The sequence below is a fragment of the Paraburkholderia sp. CI3 genome (genome assembly GCF_050436505.1).
GTDB lineage: Bacteria > Pseudomonadota > Gammaproteobacteria > Burkholderiales > Burkholderiaceae > Paraburkholderia > Paraburkholderia tuberum.
This window is the reverse complement of record NZ_JBNDMI010000003.1, coordinates 93,565-116,241: the sequence shown is the minus strand read 5'-3', so window position 1 is coordinate 116,241 and position 22,677 is coordinate 93,565. Positions and strand designations below refer to the sequence as shown.

Genomic DNA, 22,677 nt, shown 5'->3' with positions numbered 1-22,677 from the left:
TGACCGACAGATTCTCGCACTGACGTGAATTCAAGGTAGCGGGAACAGGAGATGCATAGCTCTGCTGGATAGCCCGACGAGTGCTGTCCGATTGCCTCGCAAGTATTGATCGGATGCCACCCAACCACAGGAGATGTCATGAAACCAATCCTCTACCGCCGGCTTCTCGCGAGCGCGATCACGATCGCTATCGCCGCGATGTGCGTGGGCTGCAAGCCCGCCGATAAGGCGGGTGGAACAGCCAACGCGGATTCGGCGGCGAGCAGTTCGCCGTCCGCCGCAAGTCAGTGACAAACAGATGACCGCATTGCCGTGGGTGGACGTGGCAGTCCTGTCCACGCACGTCCACCCTGCTTCACCGCTTTGCTATTGCGGCAACGCATAGGCAATCACGTAGTCGCCGAGCTTCGTACCGAATGAGCCGTGACCGCCTGCCGCAATCACCACGAACTGACGTCCGTTGACCGAATAGCTCATCGGCGTTGCCTGCCCGCCGGCGGGCAGACGCGCCTGCCAGAGCTGCCTGCCGTTGTTCACGTCGAAGCCGCGAATGTAGTTGTCGGCCGTCGCGCCGATGAACGCCACGCCGCCCGCCGTGATGATCGGGCCGCCGAGCATCGGCATCCCCATCTTGAACGGCAACGGAATCGGTGAGCTGTCCCGCACCGTTCCGATCCGCTTCTTCCATACGATCTGGTTGGTCTTCAGATCGATCGCCGAAATGAAGCCCCAGGCAGGTTGCTTGCAAGGAAGACCCAACGGTGACATGAACGCATTCAGTGTCACGCCGAACGGAACGCCGTATTGCGGCTGAATTCCGGTCTCCGTCCCCGAACCTTTCGCGCCCGGTACCGGCTGAATCGGATTGCCCGGGCCACGCGGAATCAGCCGCGAAACGAACGGCAGCGCAATCGGATTGGCGATCGCAATCTGGCGATCCGTATCGACCGCCATGCCGCCCCACTCGAACATGCCGAGATTGCCCGGAAAGACCAGCGTCCCCTGCACCGACGGAGGTGTGAAGGTGCCTTCATAGCGCAGCTTGTGGAACATGATCCGGCATACCAGCTGGTCGTACATCGTGGCGCCCCACATGTCGGCATCGGTGAGATCCTTCGATGGCCGGAATGTCAGTCCGGAGAACGGCTGGGTAGGCGAAACATGGTCGCCCGGCGCCGCACCCTGCGGCACCGGACGCTCCGGAGCCGGCACCACCGGCACGCCCGTGCGCCGGTCGAGCACGAACAGGTTGCCGGTTTTGGCCGGCGCATACACGACAGGCACGGTATTGCCCTTGACGTCGGTAATGTCCGCGAGCGTGGGCTGCGATGGCAGGTCCATGTCCCACAGGTCGTGGTGGACCGTCTGATAGAACCACGCGAGCTTGCCCGTCGACGCGTGCAGCGCGAGCAGGCCGCTCGCGAAGCGCTCCTGCTCCGCCGTCCGGTTGCCGCCCCAGATGTCCGGCGTGGTCACGCCCATCGGCAGATAGACGATGTCCAGCTTGGGATCGTATGCAGAGGGCGCCCACGAGTTCGGGGACGTGAGCGTGTAGTGACCGCCGGCGGGAGGATTCTGATTCGGGTCCTTCGCGCCCGGGTCGAACACCCACAGCAGTTCGCCGGAACGCACATCGAAGCCGCGGATCACGCCCGACGGCTCGCGCGTCGAATAGTTGTCCTCGACCGCGCCCGCGACGACGATCACGTCGTTCGTGATGACCGGCGGCGAGGTCGGCTCATACATGCCGGGGGTCGTCACCGGCTGGTTGTGCTGGAGATCGAGATCGCCGCCGTTGGCAAAGGTTTTGCACAGCGCCCCTGTCTCCGCGTCGAGCGCATACAGGTGGCCATCGTTGACGGGCAGATAGATGCGGCGCATGCAGGCCCCGGCGGTCGCGGCAGTCGCAGCGGGCGCAGACGCTGGTTGCTGAGCGGGCGCAGCGGCCGATGCGCCCGAGGGCTGATCAGCCGTCGGCGCGGGACCGGCCGCGGAAAGATCGACGTAAGACACACCACGGCAGGTCACGTGCTGGAACGACGGATCGGCCTTCAGCTGCGGATCGAATTTCCATTTCAACTTGCCGGTCCGCGCATCCAACGCCCATAGGATCTGATGCGGCGAGCATAGAAACAAGGTCTCGCCGATCTTGATCGGCGTGACTTCGTCCGTAATCTCGACGGGGTCGTTGGGGCCTTTGCTATCCCCGGTCCGGAAGGTCCACGCGACCTGTAAGTCCTTGACGTTTGCAGGCGTGATTTGAGTCAGCGGGGAATAGCGGGTACCGGCCTGGGTGCGCGCGTAGGCCGGCCAGTCGGCGGCGCTATCACCGGTCTCTGCGGGGGCCGCTGTTGCCGCACTGAAGCTCCCGTTGACCGTTTGCGGGTCGTTGAAGTTCGCATAGATGAGCACGCCCGCCCAGACAGCCAATGCAACGACGAGCGAACCAATGCCGAGCCCGCGTGCGCCCTCCATCCGCCAGCTCACGAGCAGCAGTAGCCACACGCCGAAAATGACCAGCACCCCGGAGCGCGGAGCCAATGCCCAGAAGTCCGTGCCGGACTCCCACAGTGCCCAGACCGCCGTCGCAATCATCACGAGCGCATAGAGAACGAGCGCAGCGGGCTTGCGCCGGTAAAGCAACCACGTCACTACTGCGAGCATCAGGCCCGTGATCAGGTAGTACCACGACCCGCCTACGGCAATCAGCCATGCTCCGCCGATCACGAGGTAAAGCGAAGTGAGCGCGAGAAACACAAGTGTGATTGCACCGATGACGACTGACCAACCGGGCTGTCTCGACATGATGATCTTCCACCCTAATCAAGAACGACGTGCGCGCGCAGACCGCAAAAGATGGGCCTGGTCTGTCCTGTTGTTCGATGCAGGCGCCTGACTTCTCGCGGGTTATCGCGCGTGCAGCGATGAGATCGAACCTGCCGCGGACATGCAACCGATACCTCGCTATCTGACCTGTTGGCCCAGGTGGTCGAGAGCGTAGCGTCGGCAATGCACAAGATATGCCGCTTCGTTGGCGACGGTCAATTGAATCATGCTGCGCCACAGCGATAATCGAAGTGGCGCGCTACTAGCGTCGAAGCCAATGTGCATGTTCGCGCACCTCAGTATGCGGCGCACGAACATGCACTCGATCGAACTCATTTTCCCAGGGACTTGCACCCGGCGACGCCGAGCGAGCATGAACAAGCAAAGCCCATTTGCCGCAAGGATGTCTACCGCCGGATAAAGCCGCAGCCACGCTCCATTTCGCCACCGCATGAAGCCAATGGCTCCCAGGGTGCGCTGCGTGGCGGGTGAGTCGTGCAGGGCAAGCAGATCTGCACCGCTTCCTGGTCGTTGTCGGCGTCAAGCGCGCGGGCCAATCCAACCGCAGCCCGCATGATTTTCGCCCGCCTCCTTTCGAAGTGCCTACATGCCTGATATGCAAAGTGCCTACATGCCTGATATGCACTAAGGTATCAGTTGAGCGGCGAGCTGGTGCCTGCGTGGCCCGAGCATGTGTGAGGCAGGCGTTTGAGCCTCGGCGGTAGCGCCGCGAGTCGCACGACCCGATGGAACTGCATTCCGACGCGCCGCTAACCGCCTTCTTGCACGTTACGGCTGGCCACAGCCCGGCTTGGCGGGTGCCGGCATTCCTTTTTCAGTGAGGAGTTGACCATGGCAAAGCAGACGATCGCTGAATATCTGGCAAAAACGCTCGAGGCCGCAGGGGTCGAGCGCATCTGGGGCGTGACGGGCGACAGTCTGAATGGACTGGCGTTTAGCCTGAGCCGACTCGGCTCGATCCGCTGGATGCACACACGTCATGAGGAGAGTGCCGCTTTTGCGGCCGGTGCCGATGCTGCATCGACAGGGCGGCTCGCCGTGTGCGCGGGCAGCTGCGGTCCGGGCAATCTTCACCTGATTAATGGACTGTTCGACTGTCATCGCAATCACCAGCCCGTGCTCGCGATTGCAGCGCATATTCCGTCGACGGAAATCGGCCTCGGCTACTTTCAGGAGACACATCCTCAGGAGTTGTTCAGGGAATGCAGCTATTTCGCCGAGTTGGTGTCGAACGCGCAGCAGTTTCCTCGCGTCCTCGCGCGCGCAATGCACACTGCCGTCGAGCAGCGCGGAGTCGCCGTCATCGTGTTACCGGGCGACGTAGCGTTGAGCGATGGGCCCGTGGAAACCGCGAGTTGGACCGAATCGGCTCCGCCGTCCATCGTTCCGGCAGATCACGACCTCGACCGACTGGCGGATCTTCTCAACACGTCCGCGGCTGTGACGTTACTCTGCGGCAGCGGCACGCAAGGCGCCCATGACGAAGTCGTAGCATTGGCGGACACGCTGGCTGCGCCCGTGGTTCACGCTTTGCGCGGCAAGCAGTTTGTCGAATGGGACAATCCTTTCGACGTGGGCATGACGGGCCTGATTGGTTTCAGCTCGGGCTATCACGCGATGCAATCATGCGACACGCTGCTCATGTTGGGCACGGATTTTCCGTATCGCCCGTTTTATCCGAGCAACGCAAAGGTTGTCCAGATCGATTGGAAGGGCTCGCAACTCGGCCATCGTGCGCCGCTTGCACTTGGACTGGTGGGAACGGTCAAGGATACGATCAAGGCAGTACTGCCGCGTTTGCACAGAAAGACCGATCGTGGGTTTCTCGACAACGCGCGCAAGCACTACGCTTCGGCAAGAAAAGGGCTGGACGACCTCGCTGTCGCGTCCGCTCCAGGCAGGCCAATTCATCCGCAATACCTGACCAGGCTCATCGACGAAGCGGCCGACGAAGATGCCATTTTTACCGCGGATGTCGGCACGCCGACACTCTGGGCGGCCCGCTATCTGACGATGAACGGCAAGCGGCAGTTGCATGGCTCGTTCAATCACGGATCGATGGCGAATGCCATGCCGCAGGCGCTCGGCGCGCAGGGCGCGAATCCTGGGCGCCAGGTCGTCTCGCTTTCCGGCGACGGCGGATTGTCGATGCTACTCGGCGATCTTCTATCGGCGCGACAATTGGATCTGCCGATCAAGGTTGTCGTGTTCAACAACAGTCTGCTTGGCTTCGTTTCGATGGAGTTGAAGGCTGCCGGATTCGTGGATACCAACGTGGATCTGAGCAAGACCGATTTTGCGGCGATTGCGAAAGGCGCCGAGATTTTCAGTATCAGGGTTGAGGAGTCGGAAAGTCTTCCGGACGCGCTGAAAGCCGCTTTTTCACATTCGGGGCCGGCGCTCGTCGATGTGGTGACATCGAAGTACGAACTTGCGATGCCGCCCAAGGTCGAGCTCGCGCATGCGAAGGGGTTTAGCCTGTTCATGCTGCGCGCGATCCTCAGCGGGCGAGGCGATGAAATCATCGAGCTTGCCAAAACGAACTTGCGCTAGTGCACGCGCACCGCAGAAAGCACGCCGCGGAGATGACCGATCAGAGTGGTCGACCGTTTTTACGGGCAGTCGAAGGCGCTGCGCGGCGATTCAACAGAATAGGCCAGTTTTGGTCCCTTCCTCGATCGCGCGAATGGCAGCCGACGCGGGACCAACGGCCTCGCGGCATCAGCTAGCGAGGGTCTCTTCACGGTCGACATGAACCTGACTCATCCGGCAGCACGCGGCGGCTGGCGCTGCCGTACAGCGCCTCTTCACAGGCGAAGTCGGCCAGATTGAACCAGTGCTGCACGAAGTGGATCCGCAGCATGCGCTCCAACCCGATCGGCGGGCGGCCATTGCCGCGCTTCGGATAATGCGGCTCGATCACCGCGCACAGTTGCGCCCATGGCACGATCGCGTTCATGGTGTCGAGAAACTCGTCGCGCCGCGTGCGTTTGCGGTGCGTCTCGAAACCCGCTCCTTGATCGGCTGCCATCGCCAGCGTCTGCTGCTTCATCCTGTTTCGCCTTCCTCGTTCGATCCGATCTCTGACGCCTGACGTACCGGTTCGGTGGACGTAATTAGCGTTACCCTAGACGGGTCTGGCTTGGGTAGTCCCACATAGCATCTCTGCCTTGGCCAACGGACGGACAGCAGCGCGAGGAAGTTCTCGTGCTGCTCGCAGTTACGATGAAGCGTCTGGATGGGCGGGCACCGTGAATTGAAAGATCGCGCCGCGCGGCACGTTCGCGCTTGCCCACAATCGGCCGCCGTGTGCCTCGACGATCGAACGGCAGATCGGCAGCCCCATCCCCAAACCGGTCGGCTTGGTGGTGTAGAAAGGAGCGAAAAGGCGCTCGGCACTGTCCGCGGCAAAGCCAGGCCCCGAATCGAGCACCGTCACGAGTACACAGCCCGAGTCGGCTCTTGCCGTGCTGATGAGCAATTCCCGCACGCCATCGCTGACACCGCTCATAACCTCCATCGCGTTGATGAGCAAGTTAAGGAGGACTTGTTGCAACTGGACCCGATCTCCTTCAACTAGCGGTAACCGGTCCGCGAGATGCGTCTGCACCGAGGCGCCGTGCTTCCACGCTTCGCCACGGGTGAGCTCAATCACCTCGCGGATTGCCTCGTTGATGTCCACCGGTTCCTTCCGTGGGGGCGTCTTCCTGATCAGTTCATGGATGCGGCCGATTACGTTCCCCGCTCGGTTACCGTCGTCGACGATCCGGCCGAGCGCCTGCCGGGCCTTCTCGACTTCAGGAGGCTGGCCGGCGAGCCATCGCAGCGCCGCCTGGGCGTTGGTGACCGTCGCGGCGATCGGCTGGTTGACTTCATGAGCGATCGAGGCCGTGAGTTGGCCCATGGTTGCGACACGATTCGCGTGCGCCAGCTCCCTTTGCACCTCCTGGTAACGCCGATCGCTCTCGTGGGCTTCGGTTTCGGCACGCTTGCGCTCGGTCAGATCCACGACGAATGCCACACCTTCCGTCCCGCTTGCGTCAAACGTGGCCAAACCGACCATAACGGGCACACGGCTACCGTCCCTCCTGATGTACTCCTTCTCGTAAGGCTGGGCGCGCCCCGTCTGCCCGGCCTCCACCAGGGCCCGTTCGCTGCGCGGGAGCCATTCCTGCGGCGTCAGATCCCTCCAGCCTACGCGACCTGAGCCTATATCTTCACGCTCGTATCCCACGATGCGCAGAAATGCGTCATTGGCCTCGAGAATCTCACCATCGAAATTCCAGACGATGATCCCGATGATGTTGGCATCCACGAGGCGCCGGATCTTCGACTCGCGTTCGAGCAGTGTTTGTTCGGTGCGTTTGCGCTCGGTGATATCCATTACCGCGCCCACGAAACGGAAGCGATCCGGATCACAGCCGCTCACGCCATGCGCCACAGCTCGAACATACTTGATAGAAGCATCAGCCATCAGCAGACGATGCTCGACCGTAAATGCCTTCCTTTCGCTTGCGGCGCGGTCAATGATTTGCTGCAGACGGACACGATCGTCCGGATGCGTCCGGTCGATGATGGCCTGCAAGGTGGGCTTGATGGCAGCGTCGAGCTCGAATATTCGATAAGTCTCATCTGACCAATAGATCTCGCCGCTCGATAGGTACCAGCCAAAACTCCCTGTCTGGCTCAGTCGTTGGGCTTCCGCCAGATACATCTCGCTCCGGTGTAGCGCCTGCTCGACGTTCTTGCGTTCGGCTCGCTCACTTGCTTCGCGCAGCGCGCGCCGCACTGCGGGCACGAGCCTCGACAGTCGCGTCTTCAGAACAAAATCGGTAGCGCCACTCTTTAGCGCCTCTACCGCCAGTTCTTCGCCAAGCGTGCCGGAAACCAGGATAAAGGGCACCTCGGGACGTTCGCTTTGAGCGATCTCTAGTGCCGAGAGGCCGTCGAACGCCGGAAGTTGGTAATCCGCGAGAATCAGGTCGATTCCAACGGTTTTCAACGCAGCCTCGAAGTCCGCACGCGATTGCACGCGAACGATTTCGCAGCAGAGATGATCGGCTTGAAGGAGCTCTTGAATGAGTTCGGCGTCATTCGCGTTATCTTCCAGCAACACAATGCGAAGCACCGACATTATTGCCCCTTCCTCATGCTGCCTGGCGGCGGCTCATTGATCAGTGCCCAGAATACGCCTAGCTCCTTGATGGCATTTATAAATTCATGAAAGTCGATTGGTTTTACTACGTATGCGTTTACCCCTAGTTTATAGCTTCGCATCATATCTTTCTCTTCGTGCGACGATGTGAGCACCACCACGGGAATGAGCTTCAAACGTTCGTCCGACTTCACTGTGTCCAGGACTTCCAAGCCATCTACCTTGGGGAGTTTCAGATCCAGTAACATGACTGAAGGGTTCTCGTCGTAGCGATCGACAAATTCTTCCCTGCGATAGAGGTAATCCAAGGCTTGCTGTCCGTCTCTGACAACCACTACCTCGTTTGCCAAGTTACAGTCTGACAGCGCGGCCAGAGTGAGTTCGACGTCTCTCGGGTCATCCTCGACGAGCAGAATGCGTCCTAGTTGGTCCATGGTGTCCTCGCAGTCTTTGCCGTTGCACCGTGTGCCTTAGGCACTGAGAAATAGAAAGTAGCGCCCTGATCCACCCCCCCCTCTGCACGGACCTTGCCTCCGTGGCGGACGATGATGCGTTGAACGATAGCCAGTCCGATGCCAGTACCTTCAAACTGCTCCGGGAGATGCAGACGTTGAAAAACGCCGAACAGTTTATGCGCATACCGCATGTCAAAGCCTGCACCATTATCTTTCACAAACACCTCCACCACGTCTTTATTCGGGTCCACGCAACCAATCTCGATTTCGGCCCGCGTTCGCATGCGTGTGAATTTGACCGCATTGGCGACGAGGTTGGCGATAACCAGTCGGAGCATGGGACGATCCCCGTAGCAGACCGGAAGAGCGTTGATTGTCCATACAATGTCTCGCCCGCTCGTTTCTTGCCCGATCTCCGCGACGACCTCCTTGACGAGCTGATCGAGGCTCACCGGCGTCTTTGTGGTCTCCACCTGTCCGACCCTGGAAAAGGCCAGCAAATCGTCGATCAGGTTACTCATTCTTTTTGCCGCGTCGACAATCGTTTGTATGTAGCGACGACTTTTATCATCGAGCGAAGAAGCCGCCTGTTTTTGTAGTAGCTCGGAGTATCCGATCACATGGCGAAGTGGCGCGCGTAGATCGTGCGAGACGGAATAGGCGAAGGATTGCAGTTCCTTGTTACTCGTTTCAAGCTGCTCAGCCCGCGCGGTGACTTCCTGATTGAGCCTGTGAATCTCGCTTTCTTTATGCTGACTCTGTTGCAATTCGGCCTGAAGGCGATCGCTGGTGTGACGAAGCTCAGTTTCGATTCGCCGTCGAGCAGCGACGAAACCGGCAAAGATCAAGCCCCATGCCGTGAAAACTAAAAAACGCGGAAAATCTTTGCTTTGAATACCGATGGTGTACAGCGGCGCAGAAAGAAAATAATCGTAGGACGCCGCCGATAGCACGACTGCCAGCACGGAAGGTCCCACCCCTCCGTACCAGCAAGCAACCCCGATGGCGAAGTTAAAAGGGGACCCGTAGACGTCGTGGATCCCGAAAAACCGGAACACGAGCGCCAGCCCAAGTGCAGCCCCAACGCAGACGACGGATAAGCCGTAGCGCAGAATCGGTGAGCGACTTTGCAAGTCCAGGTGCAAGTGCGCCAAGCTTCGCCTCGTTGCCAATGGTGCGGATCCCCTGAACTAAAAATTATAGTCGTCCCAGTTCCGATCGTTGAGCAGTCGGGGACGCCCCAACGCGGATGCGTTGGCGAGCCGGCTCATGCTTGTGCCCGTTGTCCGCCTCGATCATCGCGATGGTGCGGGTGTGGTCCACCAACGATTCGTCCGCCAAATAGACCGCCAGAAGTCTTCCGTTAAACCGCTCAACACCGCTTGACAAACATGGATAAGCAAATCGGCGAATGGCAACTCAGGGGTTCAGTAGCTGCCGCAGATGGGGTGCCGGGTTCAATGGGTCGGAACTACCCATTCGGCTCTCTGGAGAAGCGGTCATTGGCAGGCTCCAGCCTGACTTCGGCGCCGAAGAGGCGTGGCAGGCAGGAAGCCTTCCACCGTGAGGGTACGGACGCCGCGCGTCAAGACGGGCTGCAGACCACCGCGGTCAGCAACAACGGAATCACCATGCGCACGGTAGCGTTGCTGCCAGCATCGCGCACGCGCGATTCGACCGCGTCGCTGGGAGCGGACAGCACAGCGCCGTACAGCGGGCCCGCGAACGCATTGCCGCGGCCCTTCTTGAACGTCCCGTCGTCCTGCTCGTACCCAAGCACGGCGTAGACACGAAAGCCGAAGGCCGTTATGTCGCTGCCTTGCGCTGGCCGAAACGCGTTGACCGAATTCGCCTCAACGTGCATCGGATTCGGGTCGATGTACTGGTTGTTGATGAGCTGCCCGATAAACGCGTGCGGACTCGCCCTGCAGTCGAATTGCCCATCAAGCGCGTACGCGTGCGCCGCGACTGGGCAGAAGCCTGCGCCTGAAATCAGCAGTATGACGAGTACTTTTAGAAGACGGATTGCCATGGTGAACTGAACCGCGGGGGTCGACAGGCAAAACACGAGCCAGCCTGTAGTCTCGCAGATTTTCGCCGTCCGCGTGTGCGTGTTATGAGCGAACGATGCAGTTGGGGTAGGAGTCGGCTGCAGCGGCTCGGCTCCGACCATGTCTGACGAATGGCCGGTGTTCGCATGCGTACGCCGCCGTGATTGGCCTCGCGCGAGCGTCTGAGGTTATGTGCCATCCCTGACATGCAGCGCGCCGATTGCGCTCCGGTCGCGCCGCGGCCCGCGCCGCCGAATCCCGCGCCGGTCATCCCGACCGCGAGATGGACCTTCCTGTTCCCCCATCGGCGCGCAAGCGCACGGACGCCAGGATGAATTTTCTGGTGTCATTCGACGCGGCAGAAATGCCGGCTCATTTATGTTGTGGGTGCCTAACTAGCGCGTGGCACCACAGCTACTCTCGATGGATGGCGACCCGGTCAAGGGCCGCTCATCCCGAACTCATCGAGGGACGATCATTCTCTTGACGCGGCTACCGACTGACCGGCCGGCAGTTCGCCCATCGACTGGAACAGCGCCGCAGTATCGCTCATACGCTGGCTTGCTGCGCGAATCGAGCTGAGCTGTGCACTTAGAAACCGCTGCTCACTGGCATACTGTGCCGTAGAAGGCAGGGAGCCCATGCGATGGCGCGACGCCGTGTCATCGAATGCCGCCCTCGCGGCCTCCGCCGCCGCTTCCGTCGACGCGAGTGTCTGTGCGTCGTTATCCAGCGCGGCAAGCGAATCCGCGACATTCTGGAACGCCGAGAGAACGGTGGACTTGTAGTTCAGCACGGCCGCATCGTAAGCGTCGATCGACGCCTTGCGGTGCGCGAACAGCGCGCCGCCATGGAAAATCGGTTGCGTCAGGCTCGCACCAATGGCCCAGAGTCCGCCCGCTCCCGAGAGAAGCGCGGGCCAGCTAAAGCCGCCGCGGCCCATCGAGCCCGTCAGTGACAGGCTCGGAAAGAGCTGCGCGGTCGCAGCGCCGACATCGGCGGCTGCGGCCTTCAGGGCGGCGTCGGCTGCCTGAACGTCGGGGCGCGAACGCAGCAGGACCGACGGCACCTCGACAGGCACGTGTTCGGGCAACACCAGGCTGTCGAGATCGGGAACGGCCGGGGCGTTGTCCGGCGTGCGGCCCATCAGCACCGCGAGCGCATGGATGGCTGTGTCGCGCTGCTGGCGTAATGCAGGAAGACTCGCCGCAGCGGAAGCCGCATCCTGCGTCGATTCGAGCGCCTGCGCACGCGAGACCGAGCCGAGTGCGTACCGCTGCTGGTCCTCGTTCGCGGCCGTCCTGGCCACGGCAACGAGCCGTTCGGTGAGCGCGATCTGGCGATCGAGTGCCGCCACGCTGATCGTCGTACCGACGATGTTTGCCGCGAGCGCGCGCCGCGCCGCCTCCAGTTGATACGCCTGCACGTCTACGCGAGCGGCGCTGGCCGCATTCGCCGAACGCGTCGCACCGAACAGGTCAAAGGTGTAGGACGCGAGAACCTGTCCGGCAAAAAAGTTATAGCGAACCTCGCTGGGGCCAATGCCGGGCACAAGCGGTGAACGCCCGCGATCGACTTGTGCGGCAGCATCGATTGAAGGCAGCGTCGATGCGCCGACCTGGGCGCGCAGCTCCTGCTGCGCGGCTGCGAGCGTCCGCTGCGCAGCCCCGAGCGTGGGGCTGTTGCGCAAGCCTTCCTCGACCAGTGCACTCAGTGCGTCCGACCGGTAAAGCCGCCACCATTGCGGAACGGCCACTGCGCCGATATCGAACTGCTGCGCCACGCCGCCCGCTGCGACGGTCTTCGCCGGCTGTGCCTCGGCACCGTAGTGCACGGGCGAAGGCATCGCCGGGGGTGCGCCGTTCGGGCCGAACGTGCAGGCCGTCAGTGCGATGGCCACAGCCACGGCCATCACGGATGTCTTGTAGGCGAAGCTCATCATCAAACCTCCGTCTGCTCGTCCACGACCTGTTGCATCCCGCGCTCGTCGTGCCGGACCCTGAAGCACGCCGCGTACAGCGCGGGCAGGAAGAACACGGTCAGTACTGTGGCGATCGTGATGCCGCCCATCAGTGCGGTCGCCATCGGACCGAAGAAGCCCGAGCGCAGCAGCGGAATCAGCGCAAGGACGGCGGCGGCGGCCGTCAGCATGATCGGCCTGAAACGCCTCACCGTTGCACCGATAATCGCGTCGAAGCGTCCATGCCCCGCCGCGATGTCCTGATCGATCTGGTCGACCAGAATCACGGAGTTGCGCATGATGATGCCGAACATGGCAATCACGCCCAGCAGCGCGACGAAGCCGAAGGGCTTGCCGAACAGCAGCAGCGCGGCCACGACGCCAATCAGGCCGAGCGGCGCCGTCAGCACGACGATGAAGGTCCGCGCGAAGTTCTTGAGCTGGATCATCAGCAACAGCAGCACAGCGATGATCATCAACGGCATTTCGGCATTGATCGAAGTCTGGCCTTTCACGCTTTCTTCGACCGCGCCGCCCACCTCAATGCGATAGCCGACCGGCAGCTTGGCGCGTTGCGTGGCAAGCGCATGTTCGATGTCGTGGGTCACGTCCATCCCCTGCGCGTCGCCGCGCACGTCCGCCTGCACCGTGATGGTCGGCTGACGGTCGCGTTGCCAGATGACGCCGTACTCTTGCGTATCGCGCACGTGTCCGAGCGAACCGAGCGGCACCGGGCCGTGGGGCGTCGGAATCGCGAGGCTCATAAGCTGCGCCGGATTGACACGTTCGCTCTTTGGCGCACGCAGATCGACGTTGATCAGCTTGTCGCGCTCGCGGTACTGCGTCACCGTGTAGCCCGATAGCGTCATCGCGAGGAAGTTCGACACGTCCTCCGAGGTGACACCAAGCTGGCGCGCCCTGTTTTGATCGATCTCGAACGAGATCGAGCGCTCCGCCGGCTCGTCCCAGTTGAACTGGACGTTGCGCGTGCGGGGATCGGCGCGGACCGTGTCCGACACCGTCTGCGCAATCGATCGGACGGTCGCGATATCGTCGCCGCTCACGCGGAACTGGATCGGGAACCCGACAGGCGGACCATTCTCGAGCCGCGCGACACGCGTGCGCATGCCGGAGAAGTCCTTCTCGAGCATGCCGTCGAGCCAACGCATCAGTTCCTCGCGCTTCTCAACGCTTTTAGCCGTAATCACGAACTGCGCGAAGTTGGGCTGCTGCAACTGCTGGTCGAGCGGCAGGTAAAAGCGCGGCGCACCGGTGCCGACAAAGTCGACGAAGTGCTCGATCCCGGCTTTGCCGTCGAGCACCTTTTCCAGGCGCTTCGCTTCACGCAGCGTCGCCTCGAAGGAGGCGCCTTCCGGCAGCCGCAGGTCGACGAGCAGCTCTGGCCTCTCCGAGTTCGGGAAGAACTGCTGCGGCACGCGCGTGAAGGCCAGCATGGAAATCGCGAAAAGCACGACGGTGACGCCGAGCACGACCCAGCGACGCTCGACACACCATGACACCCAGCCCCCCAGGCGCCGGTAAAAGCCGGTGCTATAGACGTCGTGATCGTGACCATGGCCGCTGCCCTCATGGCCCTTGCGCTCCGGCAGCATGTGATAGCCCAGCAACGGCACGAGCACGACTGCCGCGAACCACGAAACGATCAGCGCAATCGCCGACACTTCAAAGATCGAGCGCGTGTATTCGCCGGTGCTGGATTTGGCCAGCGCGATCGGCAGGAAGCCGCATACCGTGACGAGTGTGCCCGTCAGCATCGGGAATGCCGTGCTTGTATAGGCGAAGGCCGCTGCCCGCAAGCGGCTCCAGCCCTGCTCAAGCTTCACGGCCATCATCTCGACGGCGATGATCGCGTCATCGACGAGCAGGCCTAGCGCGAGCACGAGCGTGCCGAGCGAGACCTTGTCGAGCCCGATATTGAAGATGTGCATGCACAGTGCCGTCACCGCCAGCACGATCGGAATCGTGATCACGACGATCATGCCGGTGCGCAGGCCGAGCGAGACGAGGCTCACGACCAGCACGATCGCCACCGCTTCGCCAACCGATCTCACGAACTCATCCACCGAGTGCTTGACCGCGTGCGGCATGCTCAAAACCGGCGCGAGTTTCAGACCCGCCGGCAGCGTGGCCTGCAGTTCGGCGGTTTTTGCGTCGAGCGCCTTGCCGAGGTCGATCACGTCGCCACCCTTTTGCATCGTCACGCCGATGCCGAGCACCGCCTGGCCGCCGACGCGCATCTGGGTCACCGGTGGATCGTCATAACCGCGTGTGATCTTCGCGATGTCGCCCAGCCGGAAGCTGCGCTTGTTGATGGTGATCAGCATGTCGGAGAGTGCCTGCACGTCTTTGAATGCGCCGCTCGGCCGCACGAACACGCGGTCGTCCGGGGTCGTGATGGTGCCGACGGGCGCCACGGCATTCTGTGCGTCGATCGCCTGCGCGAGCTGTTGCGGCGTGATCGAAAGCCGCGTGAGCTGCGCATTCGGTATCTCCACGAAGATGTGCTGATCGGGGTCGCCAAAATAGTCGACCTTGGCCACACCGGGTATGCGCAGCAGGACTGTGCGCAGCTTGTCAGCGTAGTCGTGCAGTTGCGCCGGCGAAAAGCCGTCGCCTTCAAGCGCATAGATGTTGGTGTAGACGTCACCGAATTCGTCGTTGAAAAACGGGCCGACGGTTCCCTTCGGCAGCGTCGCGGCAATGTCGCCGACCTTCTTGCGCACCTGATACCAGGTTTCCGGCACTGCCTTGACGGGCGCCGAGTCCTTCATGGCGAAGAAGATCATCGACTCGCCAGGCCGCGAGTAGCTCTTGATGTAGTCGATGTTCGGCGCGGCCTGTAGCTGGCGGCCGATCCGGTCCGTGATCTGTTCCTGCACCTCGCGCGCAGTCGCACCAGGCCAATAGGTCTTGATCACCATCGTGCGGAAGGTGAACGGCGGATCCTCCGACTGCGCGAGTTGCGTATAGCCGATCACGCCGAAAAGCGTGGCGAGCCCGATCAGAAAGATCACGAGCTGCTGATGACGCAACGTCCATGCAGACAGGTTAAAGCCACCTTCACCCGGCGTTTCGGCGTCGGAACGCGGGACGGGCGCGCTGTTGCCTGCGGATTCACTGTCGCGGGCCCTCATGACAGGAAGTCCTCGGGATGCAGCGGGGGCACCACCTGCACATGCTGGCCTGCGCTCACGGCGTGGGCGCCTTGGAGCATGACGCGGTCGCCGTCGCGGAGGCCCGATCTGATCGAGACGGTGCGCTCGTCATATCGCTGGATAGTGACCGGGCGCAGTTCGAGTGTGTCGCTGCCGGCGCGCACCACCCAGACAGCGGGGTGCTCACCCTGGTGAAAGAGCGCCGTCACAGGCAGCGTAAAAATCTGCCCCACGGGCGCGTTGCCGACGGCATCGAACCCCACATTCGCCGTCATGCCGAGGCGCACGTCGCGGCTCGGGGCGGCCAGCGTCAGCTTGACGCGCCAGGTGCGGCTTTCTGGATCGGCAGCAGCCGATACCTCGCGCACGCGCGCCTCGAAGGTCTTGCCGGGTAGCGCCGGCAGCGTTACGCGCGCCATGCTGCCAACGGTCAGCGATCTCAGCGTGCGCTCGGGCGCGTCGCAGACGATATCCACGTCGCCCGTCCAGTCGAGGTGATAGATCGATTGGGTTCCCTGAACGTTCTGGCCCGTGTCGGCGTCCTCCGAGGTAATCACGCCGTCGTGGTCCGCTGTCAGCGTCGCATAGCGCAGATTGTCCGAGGCGAGCGCCATCTGGGCGAGCGCCGAATCACGCTGGGCGATCGCGGAGGCGTAGGCGTCCTGCGTCTGTTCAAGTTGCGCCGGCGCGATCAGGTTCGCCTGCGCCTGCGCCTGATCGCGGTCGAGCTGCTGCTTCGCGTAGACAAGTCGATGTTCGGCGGCATCGAGCTGGGCTCGTGCATTGGCCAGGTTATTGCGCAGGTCGGTCGGGTCGAGCAGTGCAACAACCTGTCCCGCCCTGACGGCATCGCCGAGATGAACCCGCCGTTCGATGATTTTGCCGCCCACCCGGAACGAAAGCGCCGTCGAGTAGCGCGCCTGCACCTGAGCCGGCAGCGACGCACCTGCCGCGCGCCCGTCAGCGTGAACGGCCAGGGCGACCACGGGCTTCAGCTCAGGAGCGGCGGCTTCGCGTGGCTGGCATGCCGACAGCAGGATTGCGCTGCAAGCCGCGACCATCACGTGCGTCCGCTTGGGCAAGCGTATGAACGAAGATAAGAAGATACGTGCAATTTTAGGCGCGACAGGAACGGAATGTTTCACGATGTTCACAAGGCAGAGGATTGATCCAGGTAAAAAATTTCCCGATGCTGTAGACCCGCCATGCAATGAAGCACGGTTCGCCGTCAGCATGGGTGCGCAAACAATCTCTCAATACGCTGGACTCCTACGTATCGCCATGGCATGCCGGCAACATGTGCCCTCCCGATGGGACGCGCGCACTCAGCGTCTGATTCGCGCGCTTACATGCACACTTGCCTCACGGGTCTTTTGCTCTCTACCCCGGCATCGACAAAACTACCGATAAATCGCCTGCGCCAGCGCGCAGGGCCCGGTCGAGTTCCTCCTCGGCTATCAGCTGCCGGTGCAGCACCGCCTCTCTTAGCATGCTGTATCTGGAATGCGCGCCGGGTATGCGAGCACTCTTGCCGCCAATACAGGGATTTGCCGCAGTCGCCATCGCGCAACGACACTCGGGTATCTCCCGGATCTGTTCGGAAGCGGCCGCGATCTCCCTGATGCAGTGCTCGGCCAGCGTCTTGCATGGATGCACCTGAACCGATTCAGCCGCGAACGTGACCGCGACGTCGCTCGCCAAAATCCGGAGTGCCATCTGACGGACGACATCGGAAATCACCGCATTCGGTCTGCCAGGCGTGACAAAGGAGTCGGTCCGCATCCACGCGAGATCGCTTTCGGGCACGTCGAATAGTGCCCGGATGGATATCAGATTGAGGTCGCTGCTCGCGTTCGAAAGCTCGACGGCGATGTCGGTCAAAATGCCGGAAATCCGCAAATACGCGGCACACTCCTGGGTTCTTTCAATCGGAGTTGACGCCGTAGGCAAACCGAGCGCGGTCATTGCGTTTACCGCATCAACCGCTTCAACTTCAACCGCTTCGACTTCATACCCGGAATGGGCCGTAGCGCCCGCGTCGATCGTCGCGCGAAGATAGATTTCACGAAGCTGCACGGATGACGCTCGCAACCTGACCATCTGTTCGTCCAGCATAAGCGCATGCGTCAAAAACTTGAAAGCCAGCGTGGTGTGAACTGCATCGTATAACTGGGTGGTTCGGTCGAGTTGCAGCAAATCGCGGAATTCCTGCGCCTTTCTGACGAAGGCGGACCGCAACGCATCGCACCCGTCACATAGGTGTTCAATCGCAGCGCAGATCGAGATCCTAAGTACGGTCGAATAGACATTGCCGCCTCCGGGACACATGCGCGCACCTGGATCCAGATGAATATAGTCGCCGCGCGGACGACCCAGAAGTTCAAGAGCGCGGTTGCATATCACCTCGTTGGCGTTCATGTTGTTCTCAGTGTCAGCGCGGCCCTGAGTCACGTCGACGAAGCACTGGTCACACAAGCGTCCTTTCTGCGCCTCCACGCAAGAGGCGACGATTGCGTCACCAAGTGGGGGTTCAAGTAGATGCAACTCGGCATTCACTTCTGCGACAGCCTGCTTGACTGCCGCCAGCGCATTCAGCCGGTCTGGGTATGCGCCTACCGGCGTCCCCGATATGGGACAGTTCTCGACGGCGCCAGGCGTGTGAATGCCATATCGCGCTTCCTCGGGTATTTCCCGCTTGCCCGGCGAATCGTATTCGACCCGGAAACCTGGTCTGCCGATCTCCATATTCACTCCTGCCAAGGATGAGTGCTTGCATAACACACGCAATAGCCAATAGCGGCCGCTCTGCATATCAAGGGCAGCGCTGGTTCGGACGGGGTTCGTCGGTATGCATTCCGGTCGAACGAGGCCAGAAGCTATATTCGCGGTAGGCATTGGTGCCTACATAGAGCCAGTTACGCAAAATGTTTGACATGTCACTTCCTTAGCAGCCGTTGGTGAGACCACGATCTCGTGAAGCCGGTGTATAGCCGCATGTTTATTTCCGGCGCCCAATGCCGGTAATTTCTGACGGCTAATCGGAGTGCCCCGACTCGGCGCAGAAACGGGCCGAGGAAATACCCCGGTTTCGCAGTCGATGACTATCGCGAAGCCAAGGCGCGAGGACGCTAAAGCGCCATTGGGGTCGATAGGGCAACGCAAAAAAGACTCATCGCGCACAGGAAAGAGAAAACTTTAGCGGCATGGCGAGCGCCGAGTAGCGCTGCAATGCCTGGCCAACAACACCGGTCTTGTCGACACCGCCGAGGTGAACGCAGCGTCACCGATGTTCAACAGGAAGTCAGATACTGTCTGGATGAGCGGTCGCCAGGAGACGACATGCGTCGCAGCGGTGACAGCGAATCCGGTATTTCGCCGTTTGACGTCCCGACGCCAAGGATGTACTTGCGCAAACTGCAATGCCTTCACTCGTGCTCGTTCGTCAAACATGGATTACTTCTCCAGGAGGGTGTGACGGGATCTCCATTATCAGTATGCGTATCGAGGTCTGGCTCGCACGCTACCGTGCATCCGAGCCGCGCGAATGCCACTGGACGATCACGTTTCGGACGCCGCCGGATGAATCAGACTCCGTCGATCGCCCCTGTGCAAAGGCGCTGTCCACATTTCCCACGATAGACGCTAGCGACCCAGGAAGATATCGTACCGTCGGTTATCGCGCGTCTACCTGCCCGTCCAAAGCCTATACGGCGGTATAGCGCACGCGGCGACAGGGATAAGACCAATCCGCTCAGGTGTAGGGTCCGATACCGTCGTTCAGCAGCGTGCGGAAAGCCGGCGTGTACCCATGCGTGTTGTTCCGGTGGCCGCGATAATGCGATTCGTTTTTTTTCGCCATCTCATTCGCTCGCGCCTGCACCGCAGCAGCTATCGTTTTACCGAGATATCGGTGACGAGCCAAACGTTTGGCGCGTCCGTCGAGGTATCAACATAGACCGTGACCAATACACTGGAGCGAAGCGGCCGCGACTGCCTCCTGGAAGTGCGACGACGGTCGCGGCAAAATTGCTGTCGACAGTTTGCGTGGCAAGCGCACCGCCATCACGGTACGGTTTCCAGTCGATCAGCGGTCGGCAACGTAGTGCAGTGGAGAAACTGCATTATTGAGTCGTTCTGCAACAGATCAAATGAATCCGTCAGAAGGCGGCTGACTACGGCTGGTCGTCGTCGGGCCATCGGAGACGGTCAGAGGTGGGTTTTCCTCGCAAACGACGGAATCTGGTCGCGACGCACGCTTCACTATCCTGTGGCTGATCAATCAGCATGCCACCGGCCGCTACGACTCGCGAACCCTCGCATCGCCAATGCGCGATCAATTATTCGTTTTGCGTGTCAGACGAACCCGTACCGCTTACCGAGAGCGGCGAGAAGATCTGGCCACTGATCGACGCTGGCGCCGTCGTGAATCTCCTCAAGTTCGCAGAGCAGATCGGCAATGCCCGGATCGTAGGCATTGACGTTGGATGCATACAGCGCCTGCAGTAGCTTGCCGTCCCGGGCGTGCCGATAGTACGAAATGCCGATCCCTTCGATGTCCGGGTGATAGAACTCGTCGCTAACGAGCGATCCGACCGCGCACTCGCGGTCGTTGTCGCCGCGCAGCCGGCATGAGCCGTTCTCGTCCTCCGAGACGGCCTCCTGGTTAAGCAGATGAGCGCTGACGCGCTCGTAGATCTCTCTTGCGCACTGCATCACGACACCTGCAACCCTCAAGCAGCGGCTTTCAGAAACGTGGCCGACAGGGCAAATTGTCGAGCAATTGATGCCAGCCGCTCACTCCATTCCCATGTGCCAAATACATCGTGGACGTTCTGCAGACAACTAAGCCATTCGACAGTCACCGGATCGGACACATCGATGCGCGAGCGAAGCAGCGCGCGCTTGAGCGCCGCGACACCGATATCCATATAAGCCGGCACGTCCTTTGGCGGTTTTGCGACGTAGCGGATGGGCACGCCTTCCATTGCCGTCATATAGTCGCACGGCTTAATGAAGCTGCCGACCGGACAGCTGCCGCAGTAGCCTCGATAGGCGCCGCCGCCGCGAGGCAGCAGGGAGGCTCGCGCCTGACCGAATAAATGCTCTACAGCGTGGTTGAAAATCTCCTGACGTGTCAGGAAGCTCCGGCTTTTCATGTCCACCTCTTTGCGTCTTTCGCATCGGCCAGTCGTTGACAACGGGCAGCCTGCGCTCTAAGTATCAAACGTCGCCGCCGGGGCAAAGGGGCTGCTGCGAATACAAGCGACGCGAAGTTTTGACGGAACCTCGATTTGGCTCGAAGCCGCCTGCGCTAGTCAGACCGGAGGCCGTTGTAGGCGCAAAGCGCGGCTGCATCGGGCATGGGTTTACGGTACAGCCGCGACCGAAATTGGGCTATCACACGGAAGGAAGGAACGCCTCTACGTTGGGATGCACCGGCACAGTGTTCAGAGTTGCGTGAATATACGGGCGTATAGGCTCCGCCTCCGAGATTTCGATAACGATTGAGTACGCGACGCGAGTGGGCGACTGTGGGGCCGTAGCCGCATGCTGCTCGAGCAGCTCTTCCGGGTCACCGCGCCAAAGCGGGGGCTCTACGCCGCGATATGGTGAGCGTGATCGTTGCCCGCGAGCGCCGGACACCATCGCCCGAAGCATGAGACACCGGCGTGGGGCTGCGCGACGCAGAGCTGGAACACCTTTTTGAATCGTTTCATACGACGAAAGCGGGAGGCAAGGGCATGGGCCTTGCCATTTGCAGGTCCCTTGCCGAGACTCATGGCGAGCGCATCGACGCAGGCGCCGAACAAGCCTGGCAGTGCGGTGTTTCGCTTCGCGATCCCTGTCGAACGGCACGATTGTCCGCGTGCAGCAACTCAGCGCGCCTAAAACCGCAGGTTTAAAGCCCGCGGCGGCAGGGGCGGTCTGCGGCTGCGTTTGTGCTGCCGGGGATGCAGCGGCCAACAGCAGCTGTTTTCCGGTATCTCCTGCTTTCGTGCTGCCCCCGCGTCAAGCAGGGCCGGGTGGCTGCGCTTGCCAAGGCGCGCAGAGGTAAATCTGCAGCACGCCTCTGGCATCGACGACATAGTAAGCTCCGAACAGGGGGCGTATCCCTCGCCCCATGCCGCGGTTCATGTTCTAGCCGCTTCGTGCGATGCATTGCAGACGTAGATGCAAGGGTAGCGGGCCGCTTGGGCGTCGGCAAAGCTCCATTCGGACATCTACCCTACTCCCGTTTTACCGTGTCATACTTGAAACGCGTCTTATGGGCGCAAAACGGCGGGGACGCGTCTCTGTCAAGCGGGCGAAATGTCTCGTCAGACCGCCGCATTGTGCCGTGTTGAGGACTCGTTTATGGCTACCGATCGGCATGTACCGTCGTCCACGGGTGGAATCCGCGGCTCGACAGTCTTCGTCGTCGACGACGAAGAGTCCATCCGCCTCGCGCTGTGCGATCTACTGGAGTCCGTCGGGTATTCCGTCGAGACGTTCTGTTCCGTGCAGGAATTCGTGACGTTTCGCAAACCCGCCGGCCCGAGCTGTCTCATCCTCGATGTCAGGCTCAAAGGCGAAAGCGGTCTGGCGTTCCAGCAGGCGATGGCACGCGAGGGACTGCAAATGCCGGTTCTCTTCATGACCGGGCACGGCGACATGGAAATGTCGGTGCGAGCAATGAGAGCTGGTGCATTCCATTTTTTCCCGAAGCCGTTTCGTGACCAGGATATGCTCGACGCGATTTCCGAGGCAATTTCGAAAGACTCGCAACGCCTCGAAAAGGAACACAGCCTCGCGGCTGTACGCGCCGCGTACGCCTCGCTGACGCCGCGCGAACGCGAGATCCTGGCGCTGGTGGTCAGCGGAATGCTCAACAAGCAGATCGCCGCGCAACTCAACCTGAGCGAAATCACGGTGAAAATCCATCGCGGCCAGTTGATGAAAAAAATGGGCGCGCGCTCACTCCCGGATCTCGTCTTCAAGGCCGCCGCACTCGAAATTGGGCGGCAACAAACAAAGCCGCGCCCTTAGGCTCGCG

Annotated in this window: 15 protein-coding genes and 1 pseudogene; 4 read left to right on the top strand and 12 right to left on the bottom strand. The window is 61.3% G+C overall.

All coding sequences use genetic code 11. The features are described from left to right. Positions 1–138 precede the first annotated feature (138 nt). Complete coding sequence (locus OKW29_RS09375; RefSeq protein WP_187630644.1) at positions 139–291, top strand: hypothetical protein; 153 nt, start codon at positions 139–141, stop codon at positions 289–291. A gap of 75 nt (positions 292–366) precedes the next feature. Here OKW29_RS09375 and OKW29_RS09370 read toward each other — a convergent pair whose 3' ends face one another. Then, positions 367–2,805 (bottom strand): glucose/quinate/shikimate family membrane-bound PQQ-dependent dehydrogenase, encoded by a 2,439-nt coding sequence (locus OKW29_RS09370; RefSeq protein ID WP_429290849.1) that lies wholly within the window; start codon positions 2,803–2,805, stop codon positions 367–369. 873 nt (positions 2,806–3,678) lie between these two features. Between OKW29_RS09370 and poxB the strand changes: the two genes are divergently transcribed. Beyond that, positions 3,679–5,400, top strand: coding sequence for a ubiquinone-dependent pyruvate dehydrogenase (gene poxB, locus OKW29_RS09365; RefSeq protein ID WP_429290848.1), 1,722 nt, complete (start codon positions 3,679–3,681; stop codon positions 5,398–5,400). A gap of 229 nt (positions 5,401–5,629) precedes the next feature. Here poxB and OKW29_RS09360 read toward each other — a convergent pair. The 11 genes and pseudogenes from OKW29_RS09360 to OKW29_RS09310 form a co-directional block, all read right to left on the bottom strand. Further along, positions 5,630–5,899: pseudogene (locus tag OKW29_RS09360) on the bottom strand (transposase); the annotation flags it as partial. Positions 5,900–6,067: 168 nt separating this feature from the next. Next, on the bottom strand, positions 6,068–7,981 hold the full coding sequence (locus OKW29_RS09355) for an ATP-binding protein (RefSeq protein ID WP_429290847.1): 1,914 nt from the start codon (positions 7,979–7,981) through the stop codon (positions 6,068–6,070). Further along, a complete protein-coding gene (locus OKW29_RS09350) occupies positions 7,981–8,436 on the bottom strand; it encodes a response regulator (protein WP_429290846.1) in 456 nt (151 codons plus the stop codon). The genes OKW29_RS09355 and OKW29_RS09350 overlap by 1 nt, the downstream gene beginning before the upstream one ends. Further along, complete coding sequence (locus OKW29_RS09345; protein ID WP_429290845.1) at positions 8,424–9,611, bottom strand: ATP-binding protein; 1,188 nt, start codon at positions 9,609–9,611, stop codon at positions 8,424–8,426. Before OKW29_RS09345 ends, OKW29_RS09350 begins: the two co-directional genes overlap by 13 nt. Before the next feature lie 431 nt (positions 9,612–10,042). Then, positions 10,043–10,489, bottom strand: a complete 447-nt coding sequence (locus OKW29_RS09340) for a hypothetical protein (RefSeq protein ID WP_429290844.1) — start codon at positions 10,487–10,489, stop codon at positions 10,043–10,045. A gap of 494 nt (positions 10,490–10,983) precedes the next feature. Beyond that, a complete protein-coding gene (locus OKW29_RS09335; RefSeq protein WP_429292471.1) occupies positions 10,984–12,447 on the bottom strand; it encodes an efflux transporter outer membrane subunit in 1,464 nt (487 codons plus the stop codon). 2 nt (positions 12,448–12,449) lie between these two features. Continuing rightward, entirely contained in the window at positions 12,450–15,623 is a 3,174-nt protein-coding gene (locus tag OKW29_RS09330) for an efflux RND transporter permease subunit (RefSeq protein WP_429290843.1), read from the bottom strand. Next, positions 15,620–16,705, bottom strand: a complete 1,086-nt coding sequence (locus tag OKW29_RS09325; protein WP_429292470.1) for an efflux RND transporter periplasmic adaptor subunit — start codon at positions 16,703–16,705, stop codon at positions 15,620–15,622. Before OKW29_RS09325 ends, OKW29_RS09330 begins: the two co-directional genes overlap by 4 nt. 319 nt (positions 16,706–17,024) lie before the next feature. Then, complete coding sequence (locus OKW29_RS09320; RefSeq protein WP_429290842.1) at positions 17,025–18,389, bottom strand: lyase family protein; 1,365 nt, start codon at positions 18,387–18,389, stop codon at positions 17,025–17,027. A gap of 1,608 nt (positions 18,390–19,997) precedes the next feature. After that, positions 19,998–20,357, bottom strand: coding sequence for a hypothetical protein (locus tag OKW29_RS09315; RefSeq protein ID WP_184072440.1), 360 nt, complete (start codon positions 20,355–20,357; stop codon positions 19,998–20,000). Positions 20,358–20,374: 17 nt separating this feature from the next. Then, the gene (locus OKW29_RS09310; protein ID WP_429290841.1) at positions 20,375–20,800 is read right to left on the bottom strand and encodes a hypothetical protein; all 426 of its coding nucleotides are present in this window, start codon (positions 20,798–20,800) and stop codon (positions 20,375–20,377) included. A gap of 513 nt (positions 20,801–21,313) precedes the next feature. On the opposite strand from OKW29_RS09310, the gene OKW29_RS09305 reads away from it, so the two are divergent. Then, positions 21,314–21,547, top strand: coding sequence for an ATP-binding protein (locus tag OKW29_RS09305; protein WP_429290840.1), 234 nt, complete (start codon positions 21,314–21,316; stop codon positions 21,545–21,547). Between the two features lie 451 nt (positions 21,548–21,998). Continuing rightward, positions 21,999–22,670, top strand: a complete 672-nt coding sequence (locus OKW29_RS09300; RefSeq protein ID WP_187628426.1) for a response regulator transcription factor — start codon at positions 21,999–22,001, stop codon at positions 22,668–22,670. Positions 22,671–22,677: the final 7 nt, after the last annotated feature.